Source organism: Kitasatospora sp. NPDC088783 (genome assembly GCF_044750705.1).
In the GTDB taxonomy this organism is placed as follows: domain Bacteria; phylum Actinomycetota; class Actinomycetes; order Streptomycetales; family Streptomycetaceae; genus Kitasatospora; species Kitasatospora fiedleri.
The window spans coordinates 74,159-94,793 of record NZ_JBIVKJ010000003.1; the positions used below are offsets into that span (position 1 = coordinate 74,159).

The 20,635-nt window shown below is 73.9% G+C and carries 10 protein-coding genes; 9 read left to right on the top strand and 1 reads right to left on the bottom strand.

Translation table 11 applies throughout. The annotated features are described in order from the left end of the window. Positions 1-10: 10 nt before the first annotated feature. Positions 11-1,858, top strand: coding sequence for an ABC transporter transmembrane domain-containing protein (locus ACIP60_RS08905; RefSeq protein ID WP_400681715.1), 1,848 nt, complete (start codon positions 11-13; stop codon positions 1,856-1,858). Continuing rightward, the gene (locus ACIP60_RS08910) at positions 1,855-3,621 is read left to right on the top strand and encodes an ABC transporter ATP-binding protein (protein WP_400681717.1); all 1,767 of its coding nucleotides are present in this window, start codon (positions 1,855-1,857) and stop codon (positions 3,619-3,621) included. Before ACIP60_RS08905 ends, ACIP60_RS08910 begins: the two co-directional genes overlap by 4 nt. An 80-nt stretch (positions 3,622-3,701) precedes the next feature. On the opposite strand, the gene glgP is transcribed toward ACIP60_RS08910, so the two are convergent. Continuing rightward, a complete protein-coding gene (glgP, locus tag ACIP60_RS08915) occupies positions 3,702-6,386 on the bottom strand; it encodes an alpha-glucan family phosphorylase (RefSeq protein WP_400681719.1) in 2,685 nt (894 codons plus the stop codon). 1,053 nt (positions 6,387-7,439) lie between these two features. Here glgP and ACIP60_RS08920 point away from each other — a divergent pair. The 7 genes from ACIP60_RS08920 (at position 7,440) to pyk (ending at position 20,564) form a co-directional block, all read left to right on the top strand. Next, positions 7,440-9,395 carry an alpha-1,4-glucan--maltose-1-phosphate maltosyltransferase gene (locus ACIP60_RS08920; RefSeq protein WP_400682629.1) on the top strand — a complete coding sequence of 652 codons (1,956 nt, stop codon included), beginning with the start codon at positions 7,440-7,442 and terminating at the stop codon, positions 9,393-9,395. Continuing rightward, positions 9,392-11,110, top strand: coding sequence for a maltose alpha-D-glucosyltransferase (gene treS / locus ACIP60_RS08925; protein WP_400681721.1), 1,719 nt, complete (start codon positions 9,392-9,394; stop codon positions 11,108-11,110). Before ACIP60_RS08920 ends, treS begins: the two co-directional genes overlap by 4 nt. Positions 11,111-11,436: 326 nt before the next feature. Next, on the top strand, positions 11,437-12,870 hold the full coding sequence (locus tag ACIP60_RS08930) for a maltokinase (RefSeq protein WP_400682631.1): 1,434 nt from the start codon (positions 11,437-11,439) through the stop codon (positions 12,868-12,870). A 164-nt stretch (positions 12,871-13,034) separates the two neighbouring features. Continuing rightward, the gene (gene glgB / locus ACIP60_RS08935) at positions 13,035-15,476 is read left to right on the top strand and encodes a 1,4-alpha-glucan branching protein GlgB (protein ID WP_400681722.1); all 2,442 of its coding nucleotides are present in this window, start codon (positions 13,035-13,037) and stop codon (positions 15,474-15,476) included. A 132-nt stretch (positions 15,477-15,608) separates the two neighbouring features. Beyond that, positions 15,609-17,819, top strand: a complete 2,211-nt coding sequence (gene pta / locus ACIP60_RS08940) for a phosphate acetyltransferase (RefSeq protein ID WP_400682633.1) — start codon at positions 15,609-15,611, stop codon at positions 17,817-17,819. Continuing rightward, complete coding sequence (locus ACIP60_RS08945; protein ID WP_400681724.1) at positions 17,816-19,021, top strand: acetate kinase; 1,206 nt, start codon at positions 17,816-17,818, stop codon at positions 19,019-19,021. The genes pta and ACIP60_RS08945 overlap by 4 nt, the downstream gene beginning before the upstream one ends. A gap of 112 nt (positions 19,022-19,133) precedes the next feature. Continuing rightward, positions 19,134-20,564: a pyruvate kinase gene (gene pyk, locus ACIP60_RS08950; protein WP_100836303.1), complete on the top strand. Its 1,431-nt coding sequence runs from the start codon at positions 19,134-19,136 to the stop codon at positions 20,562-20,564. Positions 20,565-20,635 lie beyond the last annotated feature (71 nt).

The following is a 20,635-nucleotide window of genomic DNA, read 5'->3' on the forward strand; positions in this document are numbered from 1 at the left end:
GCCTCGCTCCGTGAACGATCCGACGGCCGGGGAGCCCGGCGAGCCAGACACCCGCGGTCCGTTGCGCTTCCTGTGCTGGCTGGCCGTCAGCCAGCTCGGCCGTTCGCTGGCGGGCACCTTCTTCGGCACCGCCTGGATGCTCGGGCTCACCGTCCAGCCCTACCTGCTCTCCCGGGCCGTGGACGACGGGCTGCGCACCGGCCGGACCGGCACCGTCCTCGGCTGGGCCGGCGCGATGCTCGGCTTCGGCCTGCTCAGCGCCGCGCTCGCCTGGTACCGGCACCGCACCATGACGCTGGTCCGCGCCGACGCCACCTTCCGCACCGTCGGCGTGGTGCTGCGGCACAGCACCCGGCTGGGCGCGGCGCTGCCCCGGCAGGTGTCCGCGGGCGAGGTGGTCACCATCGGGATCTCCGACGTGGTCCGGATGTCCCTGGCGCTGACCTTCGTCGGGCCCGGCGTCGGCGCGGTGGTCTGCTACCTGACGGTCGCCGCGATCCTGCTCACCCTCTCCCCGCTGCTGGCCCTGGTGGTGCTGCTCGGCCTGCCGCTGCTCGGCCTGGCCCTGCGCCCGCTGCTCGCCCGCCAGCAGCGGGTGGAGGGCGAGTACCGCGACCGGCAGGGACGGCTCACCGCCCGTTTCGAGGACCTGGCCGGCGGGCTGCGGGTGCTGAACGGCCTCGGCGGCAAGGAGGTGTTCGCGGCCCGCTACCGGGCGGACTCCGGGCGGCTGCGCGCCGAGGGCTACCGGGTCGGCGCCGTCACCAGCTGGATCCAGGCCCTCGGCTCCGGCCTGCCCGTCCTGCTGCTGGCCGCCGTCACCTGGCTCGGTGCCCGCCTCGCCGTCGAGGGCCGGTTGACGCCCGGTCAGCTCGCCGCGGTCTTCGGGTACGCGGCCGTGCTGGTCGCCCCGGTCTACTTCCTGCTGGAGAGCAGCCAGGACATCGGCCGCGCCCTGGTCTCCGCCCGCCGGGTGGTCGCCTTCCTCCGGCTCGCCCCCGCGCCCGACCACGGCACCGCGGCGGCCCCCGCCGGGCCCGCCGCGCTGACCGACCCCGAGTCCGGCGTCCGGGCCGCCCCCGGCGAGCTCACCGTGCTCGCCTCCGCCCGCCCCGCCGACACCGCCGCCGTCGCCGAACGCCTCGCCCGGCTGGACACCGCCACCGGTGCCGAGTGGGGCGGCACCCCGCTCGCCGACCTGCCGCTGTCCGCCGTCCGGGACGGGATCATCCTCGCCGAGAACGAGGCCGCCCTGTTCGCGGGCACCCTGCGCGAGACCGTCCGCGGCCGCACCGGGGCCGACGACGCGGTCCTGCTGGCCGCGATCGACGCCGCCGCCGCCCGCGACGTGCACGACGCCCTGCCCGGCGGCCTGGCCGCCCCGATCGCCCCCGACGGCCGCGACCTCTCCGGCGGTCAGCGCCAACGGCTGCGCCTGGCACGGGCGTTGACCGCCGACCCGGAGGTCCTGCTGGCCGTCGAGCCCACCTCCGCGGTCGACGCCCACACCGAGGCCGCGATGGCCGCCGGCCTGTACGCCGCCCGGACCGGCCGCACCACCCTGCTCACCAGCACCTCCCCGCTGCTGCTCGACCGGGCCGACACCGTCCACTACCTGGTCGACGGCAAGGTCGCCGCCACCGGCACCCACCGCGAGCTGCTGCGCACCCGACCCGGCTACCGCGCCCTGGTCACCCGCGACACCGAACCCGACGAAGCCGGGCCCAACGGCACCGAACCCGACGGCACCAAACCCGACGGCACCGAACCCGACGGCACCGAACCCGACGGCACCGAACCCGACGAAGCCGGGCCCCACGCCGGAAGCCCCACCACCCTGGTTCAGGAGGGCAGTTGAGCACCCTGCCGATCGCCACCCCCCGCCAGGTCCGACGGGCCGCCGTCGCCCTGGTCCGGGCCGACGGCCGGGCCTTCGCCGCCGTGCTGGCCCTCAACGCGGCGGCCGCCCTGCTCGGCCTGGCCGGGCCCTGGCTGCTCGGCCGGATCATCGACCTGGTCGCCGCCGGCGCCACCACCGCGGACGTCGACCGGCTCGGCCTGCTGCTGCTCGGCTGCGCCGTCGTCCAGATCCTGACCGGCCGCCAGGCCCGCTACCAGGCGCACCGGTTCGGCGAGCGCTCCGCCGCCAAGGTCCGCGAACAGCTGCTCGACCGGGTCCTCGCGCTGCCCGCCGCCACCGCCGAACGGGCCGGCACCGGCGACCTCACCGCCCGCGGCACCGCCGACTCCACCGCCGTCGGCGAGACGCTCCGGGACGCCGCGCCCGAGCTGTTCGTGGCCGGCGCGCAGATCCTGTTCATCCTCGGCGCGATCCTCACCGTCAGCCCGCTGCTGGGCGGTTGCGGACTGATCGGCATCCTGGGCATCGCCCTCGGCGCGCGCTGGTACCTGCGCCGCTCCCGCCCCGCCTACCTCGCCGACCGGGCCGCGAACGCCGGCCTCGCCGAGACCCTCTCCGCCACCGCGAACGGCGCCCGCACCGTCGACGCCCTCGGCCTGCGGGAGCAGCGGCTGGCCGCCGGGCGCGCGGCCGTCGCCGCCGCGCACCGGACCCGGATGCGCACCCTGGACCTGCGGCTGCGCTTCTTCGCCGCCATCAACCTCTCCTACACCGTCCCGACCGTCCTGGTCCTCCCGCTCGGCGCCGTCCTGGTCGCCCACCACACCGTCACCCTCGGCGCGGCCGTCTCCACCGCGCTGTACCTGCAGCGCCTGGTCGACCCGCTGGACAACGTCGTCATCCTGCTGGAGTCCCTGCAGAGCAGCACCGCCGCGTACGCCCGGGTCGAGGGCCTGGCCGCCGCCCCCGCCACCGTCCCCGCCCAGGCCCGCGCCGGGGGCGTCGAACCGGCCGACGACCGGATCGAGGTCCGCGGCGTCCACCACGCCTACCCGGACGGGCCCGACGTCCTGCACGGCCTCGACCTGGAGCTGACCCCGGGCGAGCGGCTGGCCGTGGTCGGGCCCTCCGGCTCCGGCAAGTCCACCCTCGGCCGCCTCCTCGCGGGCGTCGACCGCCCCCGGGCCGGGAGCGTCACGGTCGGCGGCGTCCCGCTGGCCGACCTCTCCCCCGACCGGCTGCGCCGCCAGGTCGTCCTGGTCACCCAGGAGCACCACGTCTTCCTCGGCACCCTCCGCGACAACCTGCGGATCGCCGCCCCGGGGGCCGACGACGCCGCCCTGACCGCCGCGCTGGACGCGGTCGGCTGGCAGCACGACCTCCCGGCGGGCCTGGACACCGAGCTCGGCCCGGCCGCGACCCGCCTCGACGGCGCCCGGGCCCAGCAGGTCGCGCTGGCCCGGGTCATCCTCGCCGACCCGCACACCCTGGTCCTCGACGAGGCCACCGCCCTGCTCGACCCCGCCACCGCCCGCCACACCGAGCGGGCGCTGGCCGCCACCCTGACCGGCCGCACCGTCATCGCCATCGCCCACCGGCTGCACACCGCGCACGACGCCGACCGGGTGGCCGTCCTCACCCACGGCCGCCTCACCGACCTGGGCCCGCACGAGGACCTGCTCGCCGCCCGGGGCCGCTACGCCGCCCTCTGGCACACCTGGCAGGGCCCGGACGGGGGCCGGGGCCCGGGGAGCGGCTGACCCCGCACGACGCGGCGGCCGACCGCTCCCCGGGCCCCGGGCCCCGGGTCCGATCCCCGGGAACGCCCGCGGGGGACGTCCTAGCGCAGCACCCCCGCGTCCATCCCGCCGGTCTCCACCGGCACCGCCAGCAGCCCGAGCTCGGCGACCGAGGCGAGGCGGGGGTGGGTGGGCAGCACCCGGACGGTGTAGCCGAACGGGCCGGTGCGGGCGAGTTCGAGGTGGCCCTCGTAGCGGATCCGGCCGTCCAGGTCGGTGCCGCCGCCCGCGGGCTTGAGCGCGAGCGTGGTGGCCTCGGAGATCCGGTCGCTCTCGTCGACCCGCCCGGAGACCACCTGCACCTCGACGTCCTCGGGCCGCAGCCGCCCGAGGTTGACCTGGACCCGCAGGGCCAGCGTCGCGCCGAGCTCCTGCGCCTCGCCCGCCCCGTCCGCCTCGACGTGCTCGACCCGGACGGCCGGCCACGCCTCCCGGACGCCGGCCTTCCAGCCCGCCAGGGCCTTCGCGGCGGCGTAGTCGCCGTCCTCGCCCGCGAGCCGCCGCTTCGCCGCGGCGGCCGGGGCGTACAGCCGCTCGACGTACTCGCGCACCATCCGGCCGGCCAGCACCTTCGGGCCGAGGGTGACCAGGGTGTGCCGGACCATGGAGATCCACCGGTGCGGGAGCCCGTCCGCGCCGCGGTCGTAGAACCGGGCGGCGACCTGGTGCTCGATCAGGTCGTAGAGCGCGGCGGCCTCGATGTCGTCGCGGCGCTCGGCCTCCCTGCTCTCCGGGTCGACCACGCCCTCCCCGGTGCCGCCGTCGGCGGTGGGGATGGCCCAGCCGTTCTGGCCGTCGTACCACTCGTCCCACCACCCGTCGAGGATGGACAGGTTGAGGCAGCCGTTCAGCGCGGCCTTCATCCCGGAGGTGCCGCAGGCCTCCAGCGGGCGCAGCGGGTTGTTCAGCCAGACGTCGCAGCCGGGGTAGAGCGTCTTGGCCATCGCCATGTCGTAGTCGGGCAGGAAGACGATCCGGTGCCGCACCGCGGGGTCGTCGGCGAAGGCGACCAGCTTCTGGATGAGCCGCTTGCCGCCGTCGTCGGCGGGGTGCGCCTTGCCGGCGATGACGATCTGCACCGGCCGCTCGGGGTCGAGCAGCAGGGCGCGCAGCCGGGCCGGGTCGCGCAGCATCAGGGTCAGGCGCTTGTACGAGGGGACCCGGCGGGCGAAGCCGATGGTCAGCACGTCGGGGTCGAGGACGGCGCCGGTCCAGCCCAGTTCGGCCTCGCCGGCGCCGCGCTGCTTCCAGGAGGCGCGCAGCCGGCGGCGGGCCTCGTCGACCAGCTGGGCGCGCAGCGAGCGGCGCAGCGCCCAGACCTCGGCGTTGCCGATCCGCTCCAGGCCGGTCCACTGCTCGGCGGTGCCGACGGCCATCGCGTGCTCGGCGCGCTCCTGGCCGAGCTCGGTGGCGCCGAGCCGGACGACGGCGGGGTCGATCCAGGTGGGGGCGTGCACGCCGTTGGTGATCGAGGTGATCGGGACCTCGGGCGTGTCGAAGCCGGGCCACAGGCCGCGGAACATCTCCCGGCTGACGGCGCCGTGCAGGGTGGAGACGCCGTTGGCGCGCTGGGCCAGCCGCAGGCCCATCGCGGCCATGTTGAACAGCTTGGGGTCGCCGTCGCTCCAGCTCTCCGCGCCGAGGGCGAGCACCTGGTCGACGGGGACGCCGGGCAGGGCGGCGTCGCCGCCGAAGTGCCGGGCGACCAGGTCGCGGTCGAAGCGGTCGATGCCGGCCGGGACGGGCGTGTGGGTGGTGAACACCGTTCCGGCCCGGACGGCCTCCAGGGCGTCGGCGAAGCCGAGTCCGGGGTGGGCGGTGACGAGTTCGCCGATCCGCTCCAGGCCGAGGAAGCCGGCGTGGCCCTCGTTGGTGTGGAAGACCTCGGGCTCGGGGTGGCCGGTGAGCCGGCAGTAGGTGCGGACGGCGCGGACGCCGCCGATGCCCAGCAGTATTTCCTGCAGCAGCCGGTGCTCGCTGCCGCCGCCGTAGAGCCGGTCGGTGACGTCGCGTTCGGCGGGGCTGTTGGCCTCGACGTCGGAGTCGAGCAGCAGCAGCGGGACGCGGCCGACCTGGGCCCGCCAGACCTGGGCGGCCAGGGTGCGGCCGCCGGGGAGGGCGAGGTCGATCCGGCAGGGGGTGCCGTCGGGTTCGCGGAGCAGGGCGACGGCGAGCGCGTCGGGGTCGAGCAGGGGGTAGCGCTCCTGCTGCCAGCCGTCCCGGTCGAGGGACTGCCGGAAGTAGCCGTGCCGGTAGAACAGGCCGACGCCGATGATCGGGACGCCGAGGTCGGAGGCGGCCTTGAGGTGGTCGCCGGCCAGGATGCCGAGCCCGCCGGAGTACTGCGGGAGGGCGGCGGCGATGCCGTACTCGGGCGAGAAGTAGGCGACGGCGGCGGGCAGGCCGCCCTCGGGGTCGACGGGGTCGGTCGCGCTCTGGTACCAACGCGGGCCGGTGAGGTAGTCGCGCAGTTCGTCGGACAGGTCGCCGAGGCGGCGCAGGAAGCGCCGGTCGCCGGCCAGCGCGGCGAGCCTGGCCGCGGGCACTTCGCCGAGCAGTCGGACCGGGTCCTCGCCGACGGCGGCCCAGACGTCCGGGTCGACGGAGCGGAACAGCTCCCTCGTCTCGGGGTGCCAGGACCAGCGGAGGTTCAGCGCGAGCTCGTGCAGTGGCTGCAGTTGTTCGGGCAGGACGGTGCGGACGGTGAACCTGCGGATTGCCTTCACGGCAAGGAGCGTAGTCCCGCTCGGGCGCCTGAGGGGGCGTCAACTGGCGGACGCCGCACCCGTTCGGAGCAGTGTTGAGATCGTTCCGGGCGCGTGGTGGCAAAACCCGGCGCGCGGGGGGCGCACGCTGGGAAAAGAAGCGCCGTCAGGTGTGAACTTCTGGGAACGGAGGTGTTGCGGGAGTCTTCCGCAGTGCGACATAGCGGCTTAAAGAGCGCGCCGACCCACGCGCAGCCCTTGCCCGTGGTGCGAGGATGCAACAAGGTCGTGAGTGCCGCTGGTGCGCGATCGGGTGGTCGCCCCCTGCTGCCTCGGCTGCTGCATGCCCTGTTCGACGAACCCTCACTTTCCTTCGCCCGTTCGGCCCCAGTCGCGGCGTCTCCGCGTGTCCTTGTTCCCTGCCCGGTCGTTTTCCGGTGGGTTGGGTCACGTGGGGGGCGTGCATCGAACGGCGCGCGCCGGGACGCGCGTGTCCGGTTCCTGCGCGCCGCCGCGTGACCGCGACCGGTGGGCGGGGTTGCCGGGTCCGTCCGCACGGGCAGGCTGCGACCGCACGTCCTTCCTCACCCAAGCAGTCCTCCCGGTACTCCCTCGGCGCCGCTGCCCCGGGAGCTGCCGCCGATCTCGGGCAGGAGCATTGGCATGCACGGCGACACGCGGGACCAGTCCACGGTGCCGACGGACCACACACCCGACACCCCGTCGGCCGGGGAGCCCCCGGTACCGGCCCCGCGCATCGGCGCGGCCCGCCGGAAGGCCGCCGAACCGGGCGTGAAGCGGGCCGCGGGCACCCCCCGCAAGGCCGCGGCGAAACGGACCACCACCGTCAGGTCCACCACCACCGGCGCCACCACCGACGCAGCCGGAACGGCGGCCGAGCCGGCCGCCGAGCCGCCGGCGAGACCCGCCCGGAAGTCCGCGGCCAAGACCGCCGCCGGGTCCGCCGGCGAGGCCGCCGGCACCTCCACCGGGACCTCCACCGAGACCGCCGCACGGCCGGCCGCCAAGCGCGCCGCCGCCCGTCCCGCCCGCAAGACGACAGAGAGCGACACCGTGATCGGCCGCATCCCCGTGCTTGACGTGACCCCGCTCGTCGACGCCGGCCGGCGTCCGGCCAAGGCCGTGGAGGGGGAGCGCTTCCTGGTCTCCGCCACGGTGTTCCGCGAGGGCCACGACGCGGTCGGCGCCAACGTGGTGCTGCGCGACCCGCGCGGCCGCTCGGGCCCGTGGACGCCGATGCGCGAGCTGTCCGAGGGCAGCGACCGCTGGGGCGCGTACGTCACGCCGACCGTGCCGGGCCGCTGGTCGTACCTGGTGGAGGCGTGGTCCGACCCGGTGGCGACCTGGAAGAAGCACGCGGCGGTGAAGCTCCCGGCCGGGATCGACACCGCGCTGGTGCTGGAGGAGGGCGCGCAGCTGCTGGAGCGGGCCGCCGCCGGGGTGCCGAAGAAGGACGGCCGGGCCCAGGTGCTGGCGGCGGTGGACGCGCTGCGCGACACCGGCCTGCCGCCGCTGAGCCGCTACGCGGCGGCGCTCGGCCCGGAGGTGACGGCGCTGCTGGACCGGTACCCGCTGCGGGAGCTGGTTTCGGCCACTCGCTCGCAGCCGCTCCAGGTGGACCGCAAGCGGGCGCTGTTCGGCTCCTGGTACGAGTTCTTCCCGCGCTCGGAGGGCGCGGTGGTCGACCCCTCGGGCGTCGAGCCGCCGGTGTCGGGCACCTTCCGGACGGCCGCCGAGCGGCTGCCCGCGGTGGCCGCGATGGGCTTCGACGTGGTGTACCTGCCGCCGGTCCACCCGATCGGCCGGGCCCACCGCAAGGGCCCGGACAACGCGCTGACGGCCGGTCCGCGGGACGTCGGCTCGCCGTGGGCGATCGGCTCGCCGGAGGGCGGGCACGACGCGGTCCACCCGGACCTGGGCACCCTGGAGGACTTCGACCACTTCGTGGCGGAGGCGGGCGCGCTGGGCCTGGAGGTGGCGCTGGACTTCGCGCTGCAGTGCTCGCCGGACCACCCGTGGGTGCACAAGCACCCGGAGTGGTTCAGCCACCGCGCGGACGGCACCATCGCGTACGCGGAGAACCCGCCGAAGAAGTACCAGGACATCTATCCGGTCAACTTCGACCAGGACTTCGACGGGATCGTCCGCGAGACGGTGCGGGTCCTGCGGTTCTGGATGGCCCGCGGGGTGCGGATCTTCCGGGTCGACAACCCGCACACCAAGCCGGTGAACTTCTGGGAGAAGGTGCTCGCGGACATCGCCCGCACCGACCCGGACGTGCTGTTCCTGGCCGAGGCGTTCACCCGCCCGGCGATGATGCACACCCTGGGCAAGATCGGCTTCCACCAGTCCTACACGTACTTCACCTGGCGCAACACCAAGGCCGAGCTGACCGAGTACCTGACCGAGCTGACCGGCGAGGCCGCCGCGTACATGCGGCCGAACTTCTTCGCCAACACCCCGGACATCCTGCCCGAGTACCTCCAGCACGGCGGCCCGGCCGCGTTCGCGGTGCGCGCGGTGCTGGCGGCGGCGCTCTCCCCGTCCTTCGGGGTGTACGCGGGCTTCGAGCTGTTCGAGAACGAGGCGGCGGCGCCCGGCTCGGAGGAGTACCTGCACTCGGAGAAGTACGAGCTGCGCCCGCGCGACTGGTCCCGGCAGGACTCGCTGGCGCCGCTGCTGACCGCCCTGAACCGGCTGCGCCGCCGCCACCCCGCGCTCCAGCAGCTGCGGGACCTGCGCTTCCACCCCGTGGACAACGAGCGGATCATCGCGTTCTCCAAGACCGCCGTCACCGAGGACGGGCTGGAGGACCGGGTGATCTGCGTGGTCAACCTGGACCCGCACCACGTCCAGGAGGCCACGGTGACGCTCGACGCGCCGGGGCCGCTGACGGTGCACGACGAGCTGACCGGCGCCACCTACGCCTGGGGCCGTCACAACTACGTCCGGCTCGACCCCTCTTCCGGGCCGGCCCACCTCCTCACGGTTCGGAGGAACCCGCAGTGACAGTCAACGAGCCCGTCCCCGACACCTTCGCCGACACCCCCGCCCGGGACCGCGACCCCGAGTGGTTCAAACGCGCGGTCTTCTACGAAGTGCTGGTGCGTTCGTTCCAGGACAGCAACGGCGACGGCGTCGGCGACCTCAAGGGACTCACCTCGCGGCTCGACTACCTCCAGTGGCTGGGGGTGGACTGCCTCTGGCTGCCCCCGTTCATGAACTCCCCCCTGCGGGACGGCGGTTACGACGTCTCGGACTACCAGTCGGTGCTCCCCGAGTTCGGCAACCTGGCCGACTTCGTGGAGTTCGTGGACGCGGCGCACCTGCGCGGCATGCGGGTGATCATCGACTTCGTGGTCAACCACACCAGCGACCAGCACGCGTGGTTCCAGGCGTCCCGCAGCGACCCGGACGGCCCGTACGGCGACTTCTACATGTGGGCCGACGACGACAAGCAGTACCCGGACGCGCGGATCATCTTCGTCGACACCGAGTCCTCGAACTGGACCTTCGACCCGATCCGCAAGCAGTACTACTGGCACCGCTTCTTCAGCCACCAGCCGGACCTGAACTACGACAACCCGCGGGTGCAGGAGGAGGTGATGGCGGCGCTGAAGTTCTGGCTCGACCTCGGCATCGACGGCTTCCGGCTGGACGCGGTGCCGTACCTCTACGCCCGGGAGGGCACCAACTGCGAGAACCTGCCGGAGACCCACGACTTCCTCAAGCGGGTCCGCAAGGAGATCGACGCCAACTACCCGGACACCGTGCTGCTGGCGGAGGCCAACCAGTGGCCGGAGGACGTGGTCGACTACTTCGGCGACTTCGGCTCCGGCGGCGACGAGTGCCACATGGCGTTCCACTTCCCGGTGATGCCGCGGATCTTCATGGCGGTCCGCCGGGAGTCCCGCTACCCGGTCTCCGAGATCCTGGCGAAGACCCCGGAGATCCCCTCGGGCTGCCAGTGGGGCATCTTCCTGCGCAACCACGACGAGCTGACCCTGGAGATGGTCACCGACGAGGAGCGCGACTACATGTACGCGGAGTACGCGAAGGACCCGCGGATGCGGGCCAACGTGGGCATCCGCCGCCGGCTCTCCCCGCTGCTGGAGAACGACCGCAACCAGGTCGAGCTGTTCACCGCGCTGCTGCTCTCGCTGCCCGGCTCGCCGGTGCTGTACTACGGCGACGAGATCGGCATGGGCGACAACATCTGGCTGGGCGACCGGGACGGCGTCCGCACCCCGATGCAGTGGACGCCGGACCGGAACGCGGGTTTCTCCTCGGCGGACCCGGGCAGGCTCAGTCTGCCGCCCATCATGGACCCGGTGTACGGCTTTCAGGTGACCAACGTCGAGGCGCAGCAGAGCAGTTCGAGTTCGCTGCTGCACTGGACGCGTCGCATGATCGAGATCCGCAAGCTCAACCCCGCGTTCGGCCTCGGCAGCTACACCGAGCTGCCCTCCAGCAATCCCGCGGTGCTGGCCTTCGTGCGCGAGTACGAGGGCGACCTGGTCATGTGCGTGAACAACTTCTCGCGGTTCGCGCAGCCGACCGAACTGGACCTGCGGCAGTACGGGGGGCGGTACCCGGTCGAGCTGATCGGCGGCGTGCGCTTCCCCACCATCGGCGAGTGGCCGTACCTGCTGACGCTGGCCGGCCACGGGTTCTACTGGTTCCAGCTGCGCCAGGACCGGACGAAGCCGTCCGGGTCCCGGTAGCGGCCGGAACGCCGCAGCACGTCCACGAAGTAACGATCCCTCAGGCCCCGAACGGGACGTCACCCTCCGCGGGCGCGCGGGAATCCTCGCGCGCCCCCGGGGGTCTTCGCACCACCGCGTACGGAGAACAGCCCAACGGCCACCCACACGAAGGCGTGACACCGAGCCGCTGCTCGCGTGCCGTCGCCGCCGCGCCGCCGAAATCCGGAAGACTGCTGGGCCCGGCCACGATTCGTCGGGCAGCCGCCCGCTTCCGGGGAAAGGGAGTCATGTCCGAACCCTCCCGTTCTCAAGCCCACGTGCACCGTGAGCCCTCCGACGCCGCCATGGGGCCGGTGGGAACGCGCACACCGGGGGTCCGGAGAACCGCCGCCGGAGTCGGCGAACTGGTCCAGGCAACCATGCCGCTGATCGCCGAGTGGCTGCCCACCCAGCGCTGGTACGCCGGCAAGGGCCGGCCGATCGCCGCGCTCACCCCGGTGGTCGGCACCCCGCTCCAGGTCGGCGACCCGGCCCTGCTGCACCTGCTGCTGCGGGTCGAGTACGGCGGCGCCTCCGCCGGCCCGGAGGACGTCTACCAGCTGCTGCTGGGCATCCGCTCGGAGCAGCCCGCCTCGGTCGGCCCGATGGCGGTGCTGGGCCGGCTGACGGGCGGCACCTACGACGGGGCGACGCTCTACGACGCGGTGCACGACCCGGAGCTGACCGGCCGGCTGCTGGAGCACCTGGCGACCGGCGACCGGTTCGGCTCGCTGTCGTTCCGCCGCACCCCCGGCCCGGGCCTGCCGGGCAACCTGCCGGGGCGGGCGTCCACCGCCGAGCAGTCCAACTCCTCGGTGATCTACGACACCGCGTTCATCCTCAAGCTGTTCCGCCGGATCAGTCCGGGCACCAACCCCGACCTGGAACTCTCGCTGGCGCTGTCCCGGGCCGGCTCGACCCGCATCCCGCGGGTCGCCGCCTGGTTCGAGTGCCGGCTGGAGCGCTCCGAGCCCGCCACCCTGGGCCTGCTGCAGCGCTACCTGGAGGACGCCGAGGACGGCTGGGAGCTGGCCCTCGACCAGGTCGCCCGGCTCAAGGGCGACCCCTCGCCGGGCAACTTCGCGATCGAGGCGCACCGGCTGGGCCGGGCCACCGCCGAGGTGCACCGGGTGCTGGCCCGCAGCATGCCGACCGCCCGGCTGGACCGGACGAAGATCGCCGAGCTGGCCGACGCGATGGCTGCCCGGCTGGACTCCGCGGTCACCGCCGTGCCCGGCCTGATGCGCTACCGCCCCGCGCTGCGCGCCGCGTTCCAGCAGCTCACCGAGGCCCACCTGGACGGCCTGCTGGTCCAGCGGATCCACGGCGACCTGCACCTGGGCCAGGCGATGCGCACCCCGCAGGGCTGGGTGCTGCTGGACTTCGAGGGCGAGCCGGCCAAGCCGCTGGCCGAGCGCCGCCTCCCGCAGCCCGCGCTGCGGGACGTCGCCGCGATGCTCCGCTCCTTCGACTACGCGGCCGCCCACCTGCTGGCCGGCGCCCCCGGCCAGGACCCGGAGCTGGCCCTGCTCGCCTCGGCCTGGGCCGCCCGCAACCGGGCCGCGTACTGCGCGGGCTACACCGCGGGCGGCGGCGCCGACCCGGCCGGCACCCCGGAGCTGATGCGGGCGCTGGAGATCGACAAGGCGGTCTACGAGGTGGTGTACGAGGCCCGGCACCGGCCGAGCTGGCTGCCCATCCCGCTGGCCGCGATCAACCGCCTGGCGGACTCCGTCTGACCCGGGCCCGGCCGCCCGCCCGGCGGCCGGGCCGCCGCGCGCCCGCGCGCCACCCGTGCGACCGGCACCACCCGTACGACCCGCGCCACCCGTGCCACCCGCCCCTCCCCGACAGCTCCCCGCGTCCCCCCGCGCAAGGCACCCCGATCCTGGAGGATTCCGCCGTGACCCCGCTCGGTCCGCTCGACCCGTCCGCCGACCGCCCCCCGGCCGTCCCGGCCACGTTCCGCAGCGGTCCGCGCAGCAAGGCCACCGCCGGGCGGCCCGCTGCGAAGCCCGCCGCGAAGACCCCCGCCGCGAAGACCCCGGCCGCGGCCCCGGCGAAGTCCAGCGCGGCGAAGCCGGCCGGGCGGGCGGGTGCGGCGGACTCCGCCCCGGCCGCGGCCCGGCCGCCGGCCGCCGGGGGCGCGCTGCGGCTGCCGGAGGCCCCGCTGCCGCCGGCCGAGGTGGAGCGGCTGGTCTCCGGCGCGCACCACGACCCGCACGCGCTGCTGGGCGCGCACGAGCTGCCGACGGGCACCGCGATCCGGGTGCTGCGGCCGTTCGCGGAGCGGGTGGTGGTGGAGACCGAGCTGGGTCCGGCGGAGCTGACCCACCAGCAGGGCGGCCTGTTCACGGGCCTGCTGACCGGGCAGAGCTTCCCGCGCTACACCCTGCGGGTGACGTACCCGGGCGGCGAGCCGCTGGCCCAGGAGGACGGCTACCGGTTCGCCCCGACGCTGGGCGAGCTGGACCTGCACCTGATCCGGGAGGGCCGGCACGAGCAGCTGTGGCAGGCGCTGGGCTCGCACCTGCGCACGGTCGACGGGGTGGCCGGCACGGCGTTCGCGGTCTGGGCGCCGAACGCGGTCGGGGTGCGGGTGATCGGCTCGTTCAACCACTGGGACGGCACCGCGCACCCGATGCGCTCGCTGGGCTCCTCGGGCGTGTGGGAGGTGTTCCTGCCGGGGGTCGGCGAGGGCGAGCGCTACAAGTACCAGATCCTCACCCGGCAGGGGCACCGGCTGGAGAAGGCCGACCCGCTGGCCCGGGCCACCCAGTGCCCGCCGGAGACCGCCTCGGTGGTGACCGTCTCCCGGCACGAGTGGCAGGACGCCGACTGGATGGCGCGGCGCGCCCGCACCGTGCACCACCGCGCCCCGATGTCCGTCTACGAGCTGCACCTGGCGTCCTGGCGGCCGGAGCTGACGTCCTACCGGGAGATCGCCGAGGTGCTGCCCGGCTACCTGAACGAACTCGGCTTCACCCACGTCGAGTTCATGCCGGTGATGGAGCACCCGTTCGGCGGCTCCTGGGGCTACCAGGTCTCCGGCTTCTACGCCCCGACCGCCCGGCTCGGCACCCCGGACGACTTCCGGCACCTGGTCGACACCCTGCACCGGCACGGCATCGGCGTGCTGGTCGACTGGGTGCCCGCGCACTTCCCCAAGGACGGCTTCGCGCTGGCCCGGTTCGACGGCGAGCCGCTGTACGAGCCGGCCGACCCGCTGCGCGCCGAGCACCCGGACTGGGGGACGCTGGAGTTCGACTACGGCCGCACCGAGGTGCGCAACTTCCTGGTCGCCAACGCGGTGTACTGGTGCGAGGAGTTCCACGTCGACGGCCTGCGGGTGGACGCGGTGGCCTCGATGCTCTACCTGGACTACTCCCGGGAGGGCGGCGCCTGGACGCCCAACCAGTACGGCGGCCGGGAGAACCTGGACGCGGCCTCCTTCCTGCAGGAGATGAACGCCACCGTCTACCGGCGCTGCCCGGGCGTGCTGACGGTCGCCGAGGAGTCCACCGCCTGGGAGGGGGTGACCCGGCCGACCGACAGCGGCGGGCTGGGCTTCGGCCTGAAGTGGAACATGGGCTGGATGCACGACTCGCTGGTGTACATCGCCAAGGAGCCGGTGCACCGCAAGTACCACCACAACGAGATGACCTTCTCGATGGTGTACGCCTACTCGGAGAACTACATCCTGCCGATCTCGCACGACGAGGTGGTGCACGGCAAGCAGGCGCTGGTCGCCAAGATGCCCGGCGACTGGTGGCAGCAGCGCGCCAACCACCGGGCCTACCTGGGCTTCATGTGGGCCCACCCGGGCAAGCAACTGCTGTTCATGGGGCAGGAGTTCGCCCAGGGCGCGGAGTGGGACCACGAGCACGGCCCGCAGTGGTGGGTGCTGGACGAGGGCTGGCCGGCGCACGCCGACCACCGCGGCGTGCAGCGCCTGGTCGGCGCGCTCAACCACGTCTACCGGGAGACCCCGGCGCTGTACGAGCAGGACACCGTCCCGGCCGGGTTCGCCTGGCTGGACGGCGGCGCGGCCGAGGACAACGTGCTGTCCTTCGTCCGGTTCGCCGCCGACGGCAGCCCGCTGGTGGCGGTCTGCAACTTCTCCCCGGTGGTCCGGCACGGCTTCCGGGTCGGCCTGCCCCGGCTGGAGGGGGCCGAGCAGGTCTGGGAGGAGGCGCTCAACACCGACGCCGAGGAGTACGGCGGCAGCGGGGTGGCCAACTCCGGCCCGGTGAAGTCCGAGTCCGAGCCGTGGAACGCCCAGCCGCGCTCGGCCGAGCTGGTCCTGCCGCCGCTGGCCACCGTCTGGCTCCGCCCGGCCCGCTGAACCGCTCCGCCACCGCCGCGCGGCACCCGACCCGTGCGGCGGTAGCGGCGGTGCCGCAGCAAGTCCCCCGTGTGGTACGACGGTATGGTCGGTACGACCGCAGCCTGGGACGACCGGACGGAGAGCTCCACCGTGGCGCGCAGCGTGTACGTGACCGGGATCGACCGGGGGGACGGCCGGCAGGCCGTGGAGCTCGGGGTCATGGAACTGCTCACCCGCCAGGTGGACCGGGTGGGGGTGTTCCGGCCGCTGGTGCACGCCCCCGACGGCGGCGAGGCGGGCAGTGACCACGTGGTGGAGCTGCTGCGCGGCAGGTACCGGCTGGACCTGCCGGTCGCCGAGCTGTACGGGCTGACCTACGACGAGGCGGCGGCGCTGCAGGCGGCCCGCGGGCAGGACGAGCTGGTCTCGGCGCTGGTGGACCGGTTCCACCAGCTGGAGCGGCGCTGCCAGGCGGTGCTGGTGCTGGGCACCGACTTCTCGGAGACCAACATCCCGGACGAGCTGGCGTTCAACGCCCGGCTGGCGAACGAGTTCGGGGCGGGCGTGCTGCCGGTGGTCGGCGGCCGGCACGAGGACCCGCAGGCGGTGGTCGCGGAGGTGCGCAACGCGCACCGGGCCTACCGGGACCTGGGGTGCTCGATCCTGGCGATGGTGGCCAACCGGGTCCGGCCGGGGGCCAAGCAGCAGGTGCAGCGGACGCTGACCGAGAAGCTGCCGGTGCCGGTGTACGTGATCCCGGAGGAGCCGGCGCTGGCCGCGCCGACGGTGGCGCAGCTGGTGGAGGCGACCGGCGCGACGGTGCTGCTGGGCGACGCGGCGGGGCTCTCCCGGGACGTGCGGAACTTCGTGTTCGGCGGGGCGATGCTGCCGACCTTCCTGGACGCGCTGACCGAGGGCGCGCTGGTGGTGACCCCGGGCGACCGGGCGGACCTGGTGATCGGGTCGCTGGCGGCGCACGCGGCGGGCTCGCCGCCGATCGCGGGCGTGCTGCTGACGCTCGGCCAGCACCCGGGCCCGAACGTGATGGCGCTGGCCTCCCGGCTGGCCCCGGGCACCCCGGTGGCGGAGGTGTCGGAGGGCTCCTGGCTGACCGCGGCGGCGCTCACCCACCTGGAGGGCCGGATCGGGCCGAACAGCCCGCGGAAGGCCGAGATCGCCCTCGGCCTGTTCGAACTGCACGTGGACACCGTCGAGTTGACCAGCCGGATCGAGCTGAGCCGGTCCGAGCGGGTGACCCCGATGATGTTCGAGCACGCGCTGCTGGAGCGGGCCCGCGCGGACCGCCGGCACATCGTGCTGCCGGAGGGCACCGAGGACCGGGTGCTGCGCGCCGCCGAGGTGCTGCTGCGCCGCAACATCTGCGACCTGACCCTGCTCGGCGACCCGGACGCGGTGCACCGCCGACTGGCCGCGCTGGGCATCGAGTTCCCGCAGGCCGGCGACGCGGGCGCGCAGGCCCGGATCGTCGACCCGGCGGCCAGCCCGCTGCGCCAGCAGTTCGCCGAGCTGTACGCGAAGGCCCGGGCGCACAAGGGCATGACGGTGGAGCGGGCGCTGGACGTGGTCGCCGACGTCTCGTACTTCGGCACCCTGATGGTGCAGGAGGGCATCGCGGACGGCATGGTCTCCGGCGCGGTGCACTCGACCGCGGCGACCATCCGGCCGGCCTTCGAGGTGATCAAGACCTCGCCGGGCGCGGCGATCGTCTCCTCGGTGTTCTTCATGTGCCTGGCCGACAAGGTGCTGGTGTACGGCGACTGCGCGGTCAACCCGGACCCGGACGCCCGGCAGCTGGCCGACATCGCGATCCAGTCGGCGGAGACCGCCGCCCAGTTCGGGGTGGAGCCGCGGGTGGCGATGCTGTCGTACTCGACCGGCACCTCGGGCTCCGGCGCGGACGTGGACAAGGTCCGCAGGGCCACCGAGCTGGTCCGCGAGCAGCGCCCGGACCTGCTGGTGGAGGGCCCGATCCAGTACGACGCGGCGGTGGACGCGCACGTCGCGGCGACCAAGCTGCCGGGCTCGGCGGTGGCCGGGCGGGCCACCGTGCTGATCTTCCCGGACCTGAACACCGGCAACAACACCTACAAGGCGGTGCAGCGCTCGGCCGGGGCGATCGCGGTCGGCCCGGTGCTCCAGGGCCTGAACAAGCCGGTGAACGACCTGTCCCGGGGCGCGCTGGTGGAGGACATCGTCAACACGGTGGCGATCACCGCGATCCAGTCCCAGACCGCGGCCGAGGCCGCCGCCGAGGCCGCCGCCCCCGCTCCCGCTCCCGCTTCCGCAGGGGCCGCAGCCCCCGCCGCCGTCGAGAACCCCGTCGCAGGAGGCCCGCAGTGACCGCCGGTACCCGTGTCCTGGTGCTGAACGCCGGGTCGTCCTCGGTGAAGTACCAGCTGATCGACATGCTGGACGGCTCGAAGCTGGCCTCCGGCCTGGTGGAGCGGATCGGCGAGGAGGGCGGCCGGCTGCTGCACCTGCCGCTGACCGGGGAGCCGCGCGAGACACTGCGGCGCTTCGCCGGGCACGACGTGGCGCTGGAGGCGGTGGCCGGGGAGCTGGCCGCGGACCTGATGGGCCTGGACTCGCCGGAGCTGGCGGCGATCGGCCACCGGGTGGTGCACGGCGGGCTGCGCTTCACCCGGCCGACCCTGGTCACCGACGCGGTGCTGGCCGAGATCCGCCGGCTGATCCCGGTCGCGCCGCTGCACAACCCGGCGAACATCACCGGCATCGAGGTGGCCCGGGCGCTGCGCCCGGACCTGCCGCAGGTCGCGGTGTTCGACACCGCGTTCCACGCCACGCTGCCCGAGCACGCGGCCCGCTACGCGATCGACCGGGCCACCGCCGACGCGCACCGGGTGCGCCGCTACGGCTTCCACGGCACCTCGCACCGGTACGTCTCCCGGGCCACCGCCCGGCTGCTCGGCCGGGACCCGGCGGAGCTGAACGTGATCGTGCTGCACCTGGGCAACGGCGCTTCGGCCTCGGCGGTGGCGGGCGGGGTGTGCGTGGAGACCTCGATGGGCCTGACCCCGCTGGAGGGCCTGGTGATGGGCACCCGCTCCGGCGACGTGGACCCGGGCCTGGTGTTCCACCTGCACCGGGTGGGCGGGATGAGCATCGACGGGATCGACGACCTGCTGAACCGGCGCAGCGGTCTGCTGGGCCTGTGCGGGGACAACGACATGCGCGAGGTGGTGCGCCGGGCCCAGGAGGGCGAGGAGGACGCCAAGCTGGCGTTCGACTCGTACGTGCACCGGATCCGGCGCTACCTGGGCGGCTACTACGCGGTGCTGGGGCGGGTGGACGCGGTGGCGTTCACCGCGGGTGTCGGGGAGAACTCCGTCGAGGTGCGGGCCGCGGTCTGTGCCAACCTGGAGGAGCTGGGCATTTCGGTCGACCCGGAGCTGAACGCGGTGCGCTCGCGGGAGGCGCGGACGGTCTCGCCGTCCTACTCGCGGGTCACCGTCGCCGTAGTGCCGACCGACGAGGAGCTGGAGATCGCCCAGCAGGCGTTCGCGCTGGTCCACGAGGTGTAGGCCCCGCGCGGGATGACTACCCGTCAGTATCCCACCCCTCGGAATGTTCGTTGGCGATATCTGACGGTACGGGCTGAATGTACCGATAACACGAACGGATAGACTGACGGATATGCGCCGAGCGAAAATTGTCTGCACCCTGGGTCCCGCGACGGACTCCTACGAACAGCTGAAGGCCATCGTCGAAGCGGGCATGAACGTCGCCCGCCTCAACATGAGCCACGGCTCCCACGCCGAGCACGAGGACCGGTACCGCCGCGTCCGCCAGGTCTCGGAGGACACCGGCCGCACCATCGGCGTGCTGGCCGACCTGCAGGGCCCCAAGATCCGTCTGGCGACCTTCGCCAACGGCCCGGTGACCGTTGACAACGGCGACACGTTCACCATCACCACCGAGGACGTCCCCGGTGACCAGCACATCTGCGGCACCACCTACAAGGGCCTGCCCGGCGACGTGAAGCCCGGCGACCCGATCCTGATCAACGACGGCGTCATCGCCCTGGAGGTCGTCAGCGTCGACGGCCCGCGGGTGAAGACCGTGGTGGTCGAGGGCGGCGTGCTCTCCAACAACAAGGGCATCAACCTGCCCGGCGCGGCGGTCAACGTCCCCGCGCTGTCCGAGAAGGACAAGGACGACCTGCGCTTCGCCCTCCAGCTGGGCGTCGACATGGTCGCGCTGTCGTTCGTCCGCAACGCCGGGGACATCGACGACGTGCACAAGGTCATGGACGAGGTCGGCATTCGTGTGCCCGTCATCGCCAAGATCGAGAAGCCGCAGGCCGTCGAGGCCATGGAGGAGATCGTCCTCGCCTTCGACGCGATCATGGTGGCCCGCGGCGACCTCGCCGTCGAGTACCCGCTGGAGAAGGTGCCGCTGGTCCAGAAGCGGCTGGTCACCCTCGCCCGCCGCAACGCCAAGCCGGTCATCGTCGCCACCCAGATGATGGAGTCGATGATCCACGCCTCGCGCCCGACCCGCGCCGAGGTCTCCGACGTCGCCAACGCCATCCTGGACGGGGCGGACGCGGTCATGCTGTCCGCCGAGTCGAGCGTCGGCAAGTACCCGGTCGAGACCGTCAAGACCATGAGCAGGATCGCCGAGAAGGCCGAGGAGGAGCTGCTCTCGCAGGGCCTCCAGCCGCTCAACCCGGGCCGCAAGCCGCGCACCCAGGGCGGCTCGGTCGCCCGCGCCGCGTGCGAGCTGGGCGACTTCCTGGACGGCAAGGCGCTGGTCGCGTTCACCAAGTCCGGTGACACCGCGCGCCGGCTCTCCCGCTACCGCTCGCCGATCCCGGTGATCGCCTTCACCCCGGACGTCGCCACCCGCAACCAGCTCTCGCTGAGCTGGGGCGTCGAGGCGTACGTCTCGGAGCAGGTGGCCACCACCGACGAGATGGTCGAGCAGGTCGACCGCGAGCTGCTCAAGATGAACCGCCTCGCCGAGGGCGACACCGTGATCGTCACGGCCGGCGTGCCGGTCGGCATCCCGGGCACCACCAACATGGTCCAGGTGCACCACCTGGGCGCCCGCTCGGAGAGCTGAGCACCCCGCACGAACGCCGCAGGGGCGGGACCCGAGGACCGGGTCCCGCCCCTGCGGCGTTCCGTGGCGGC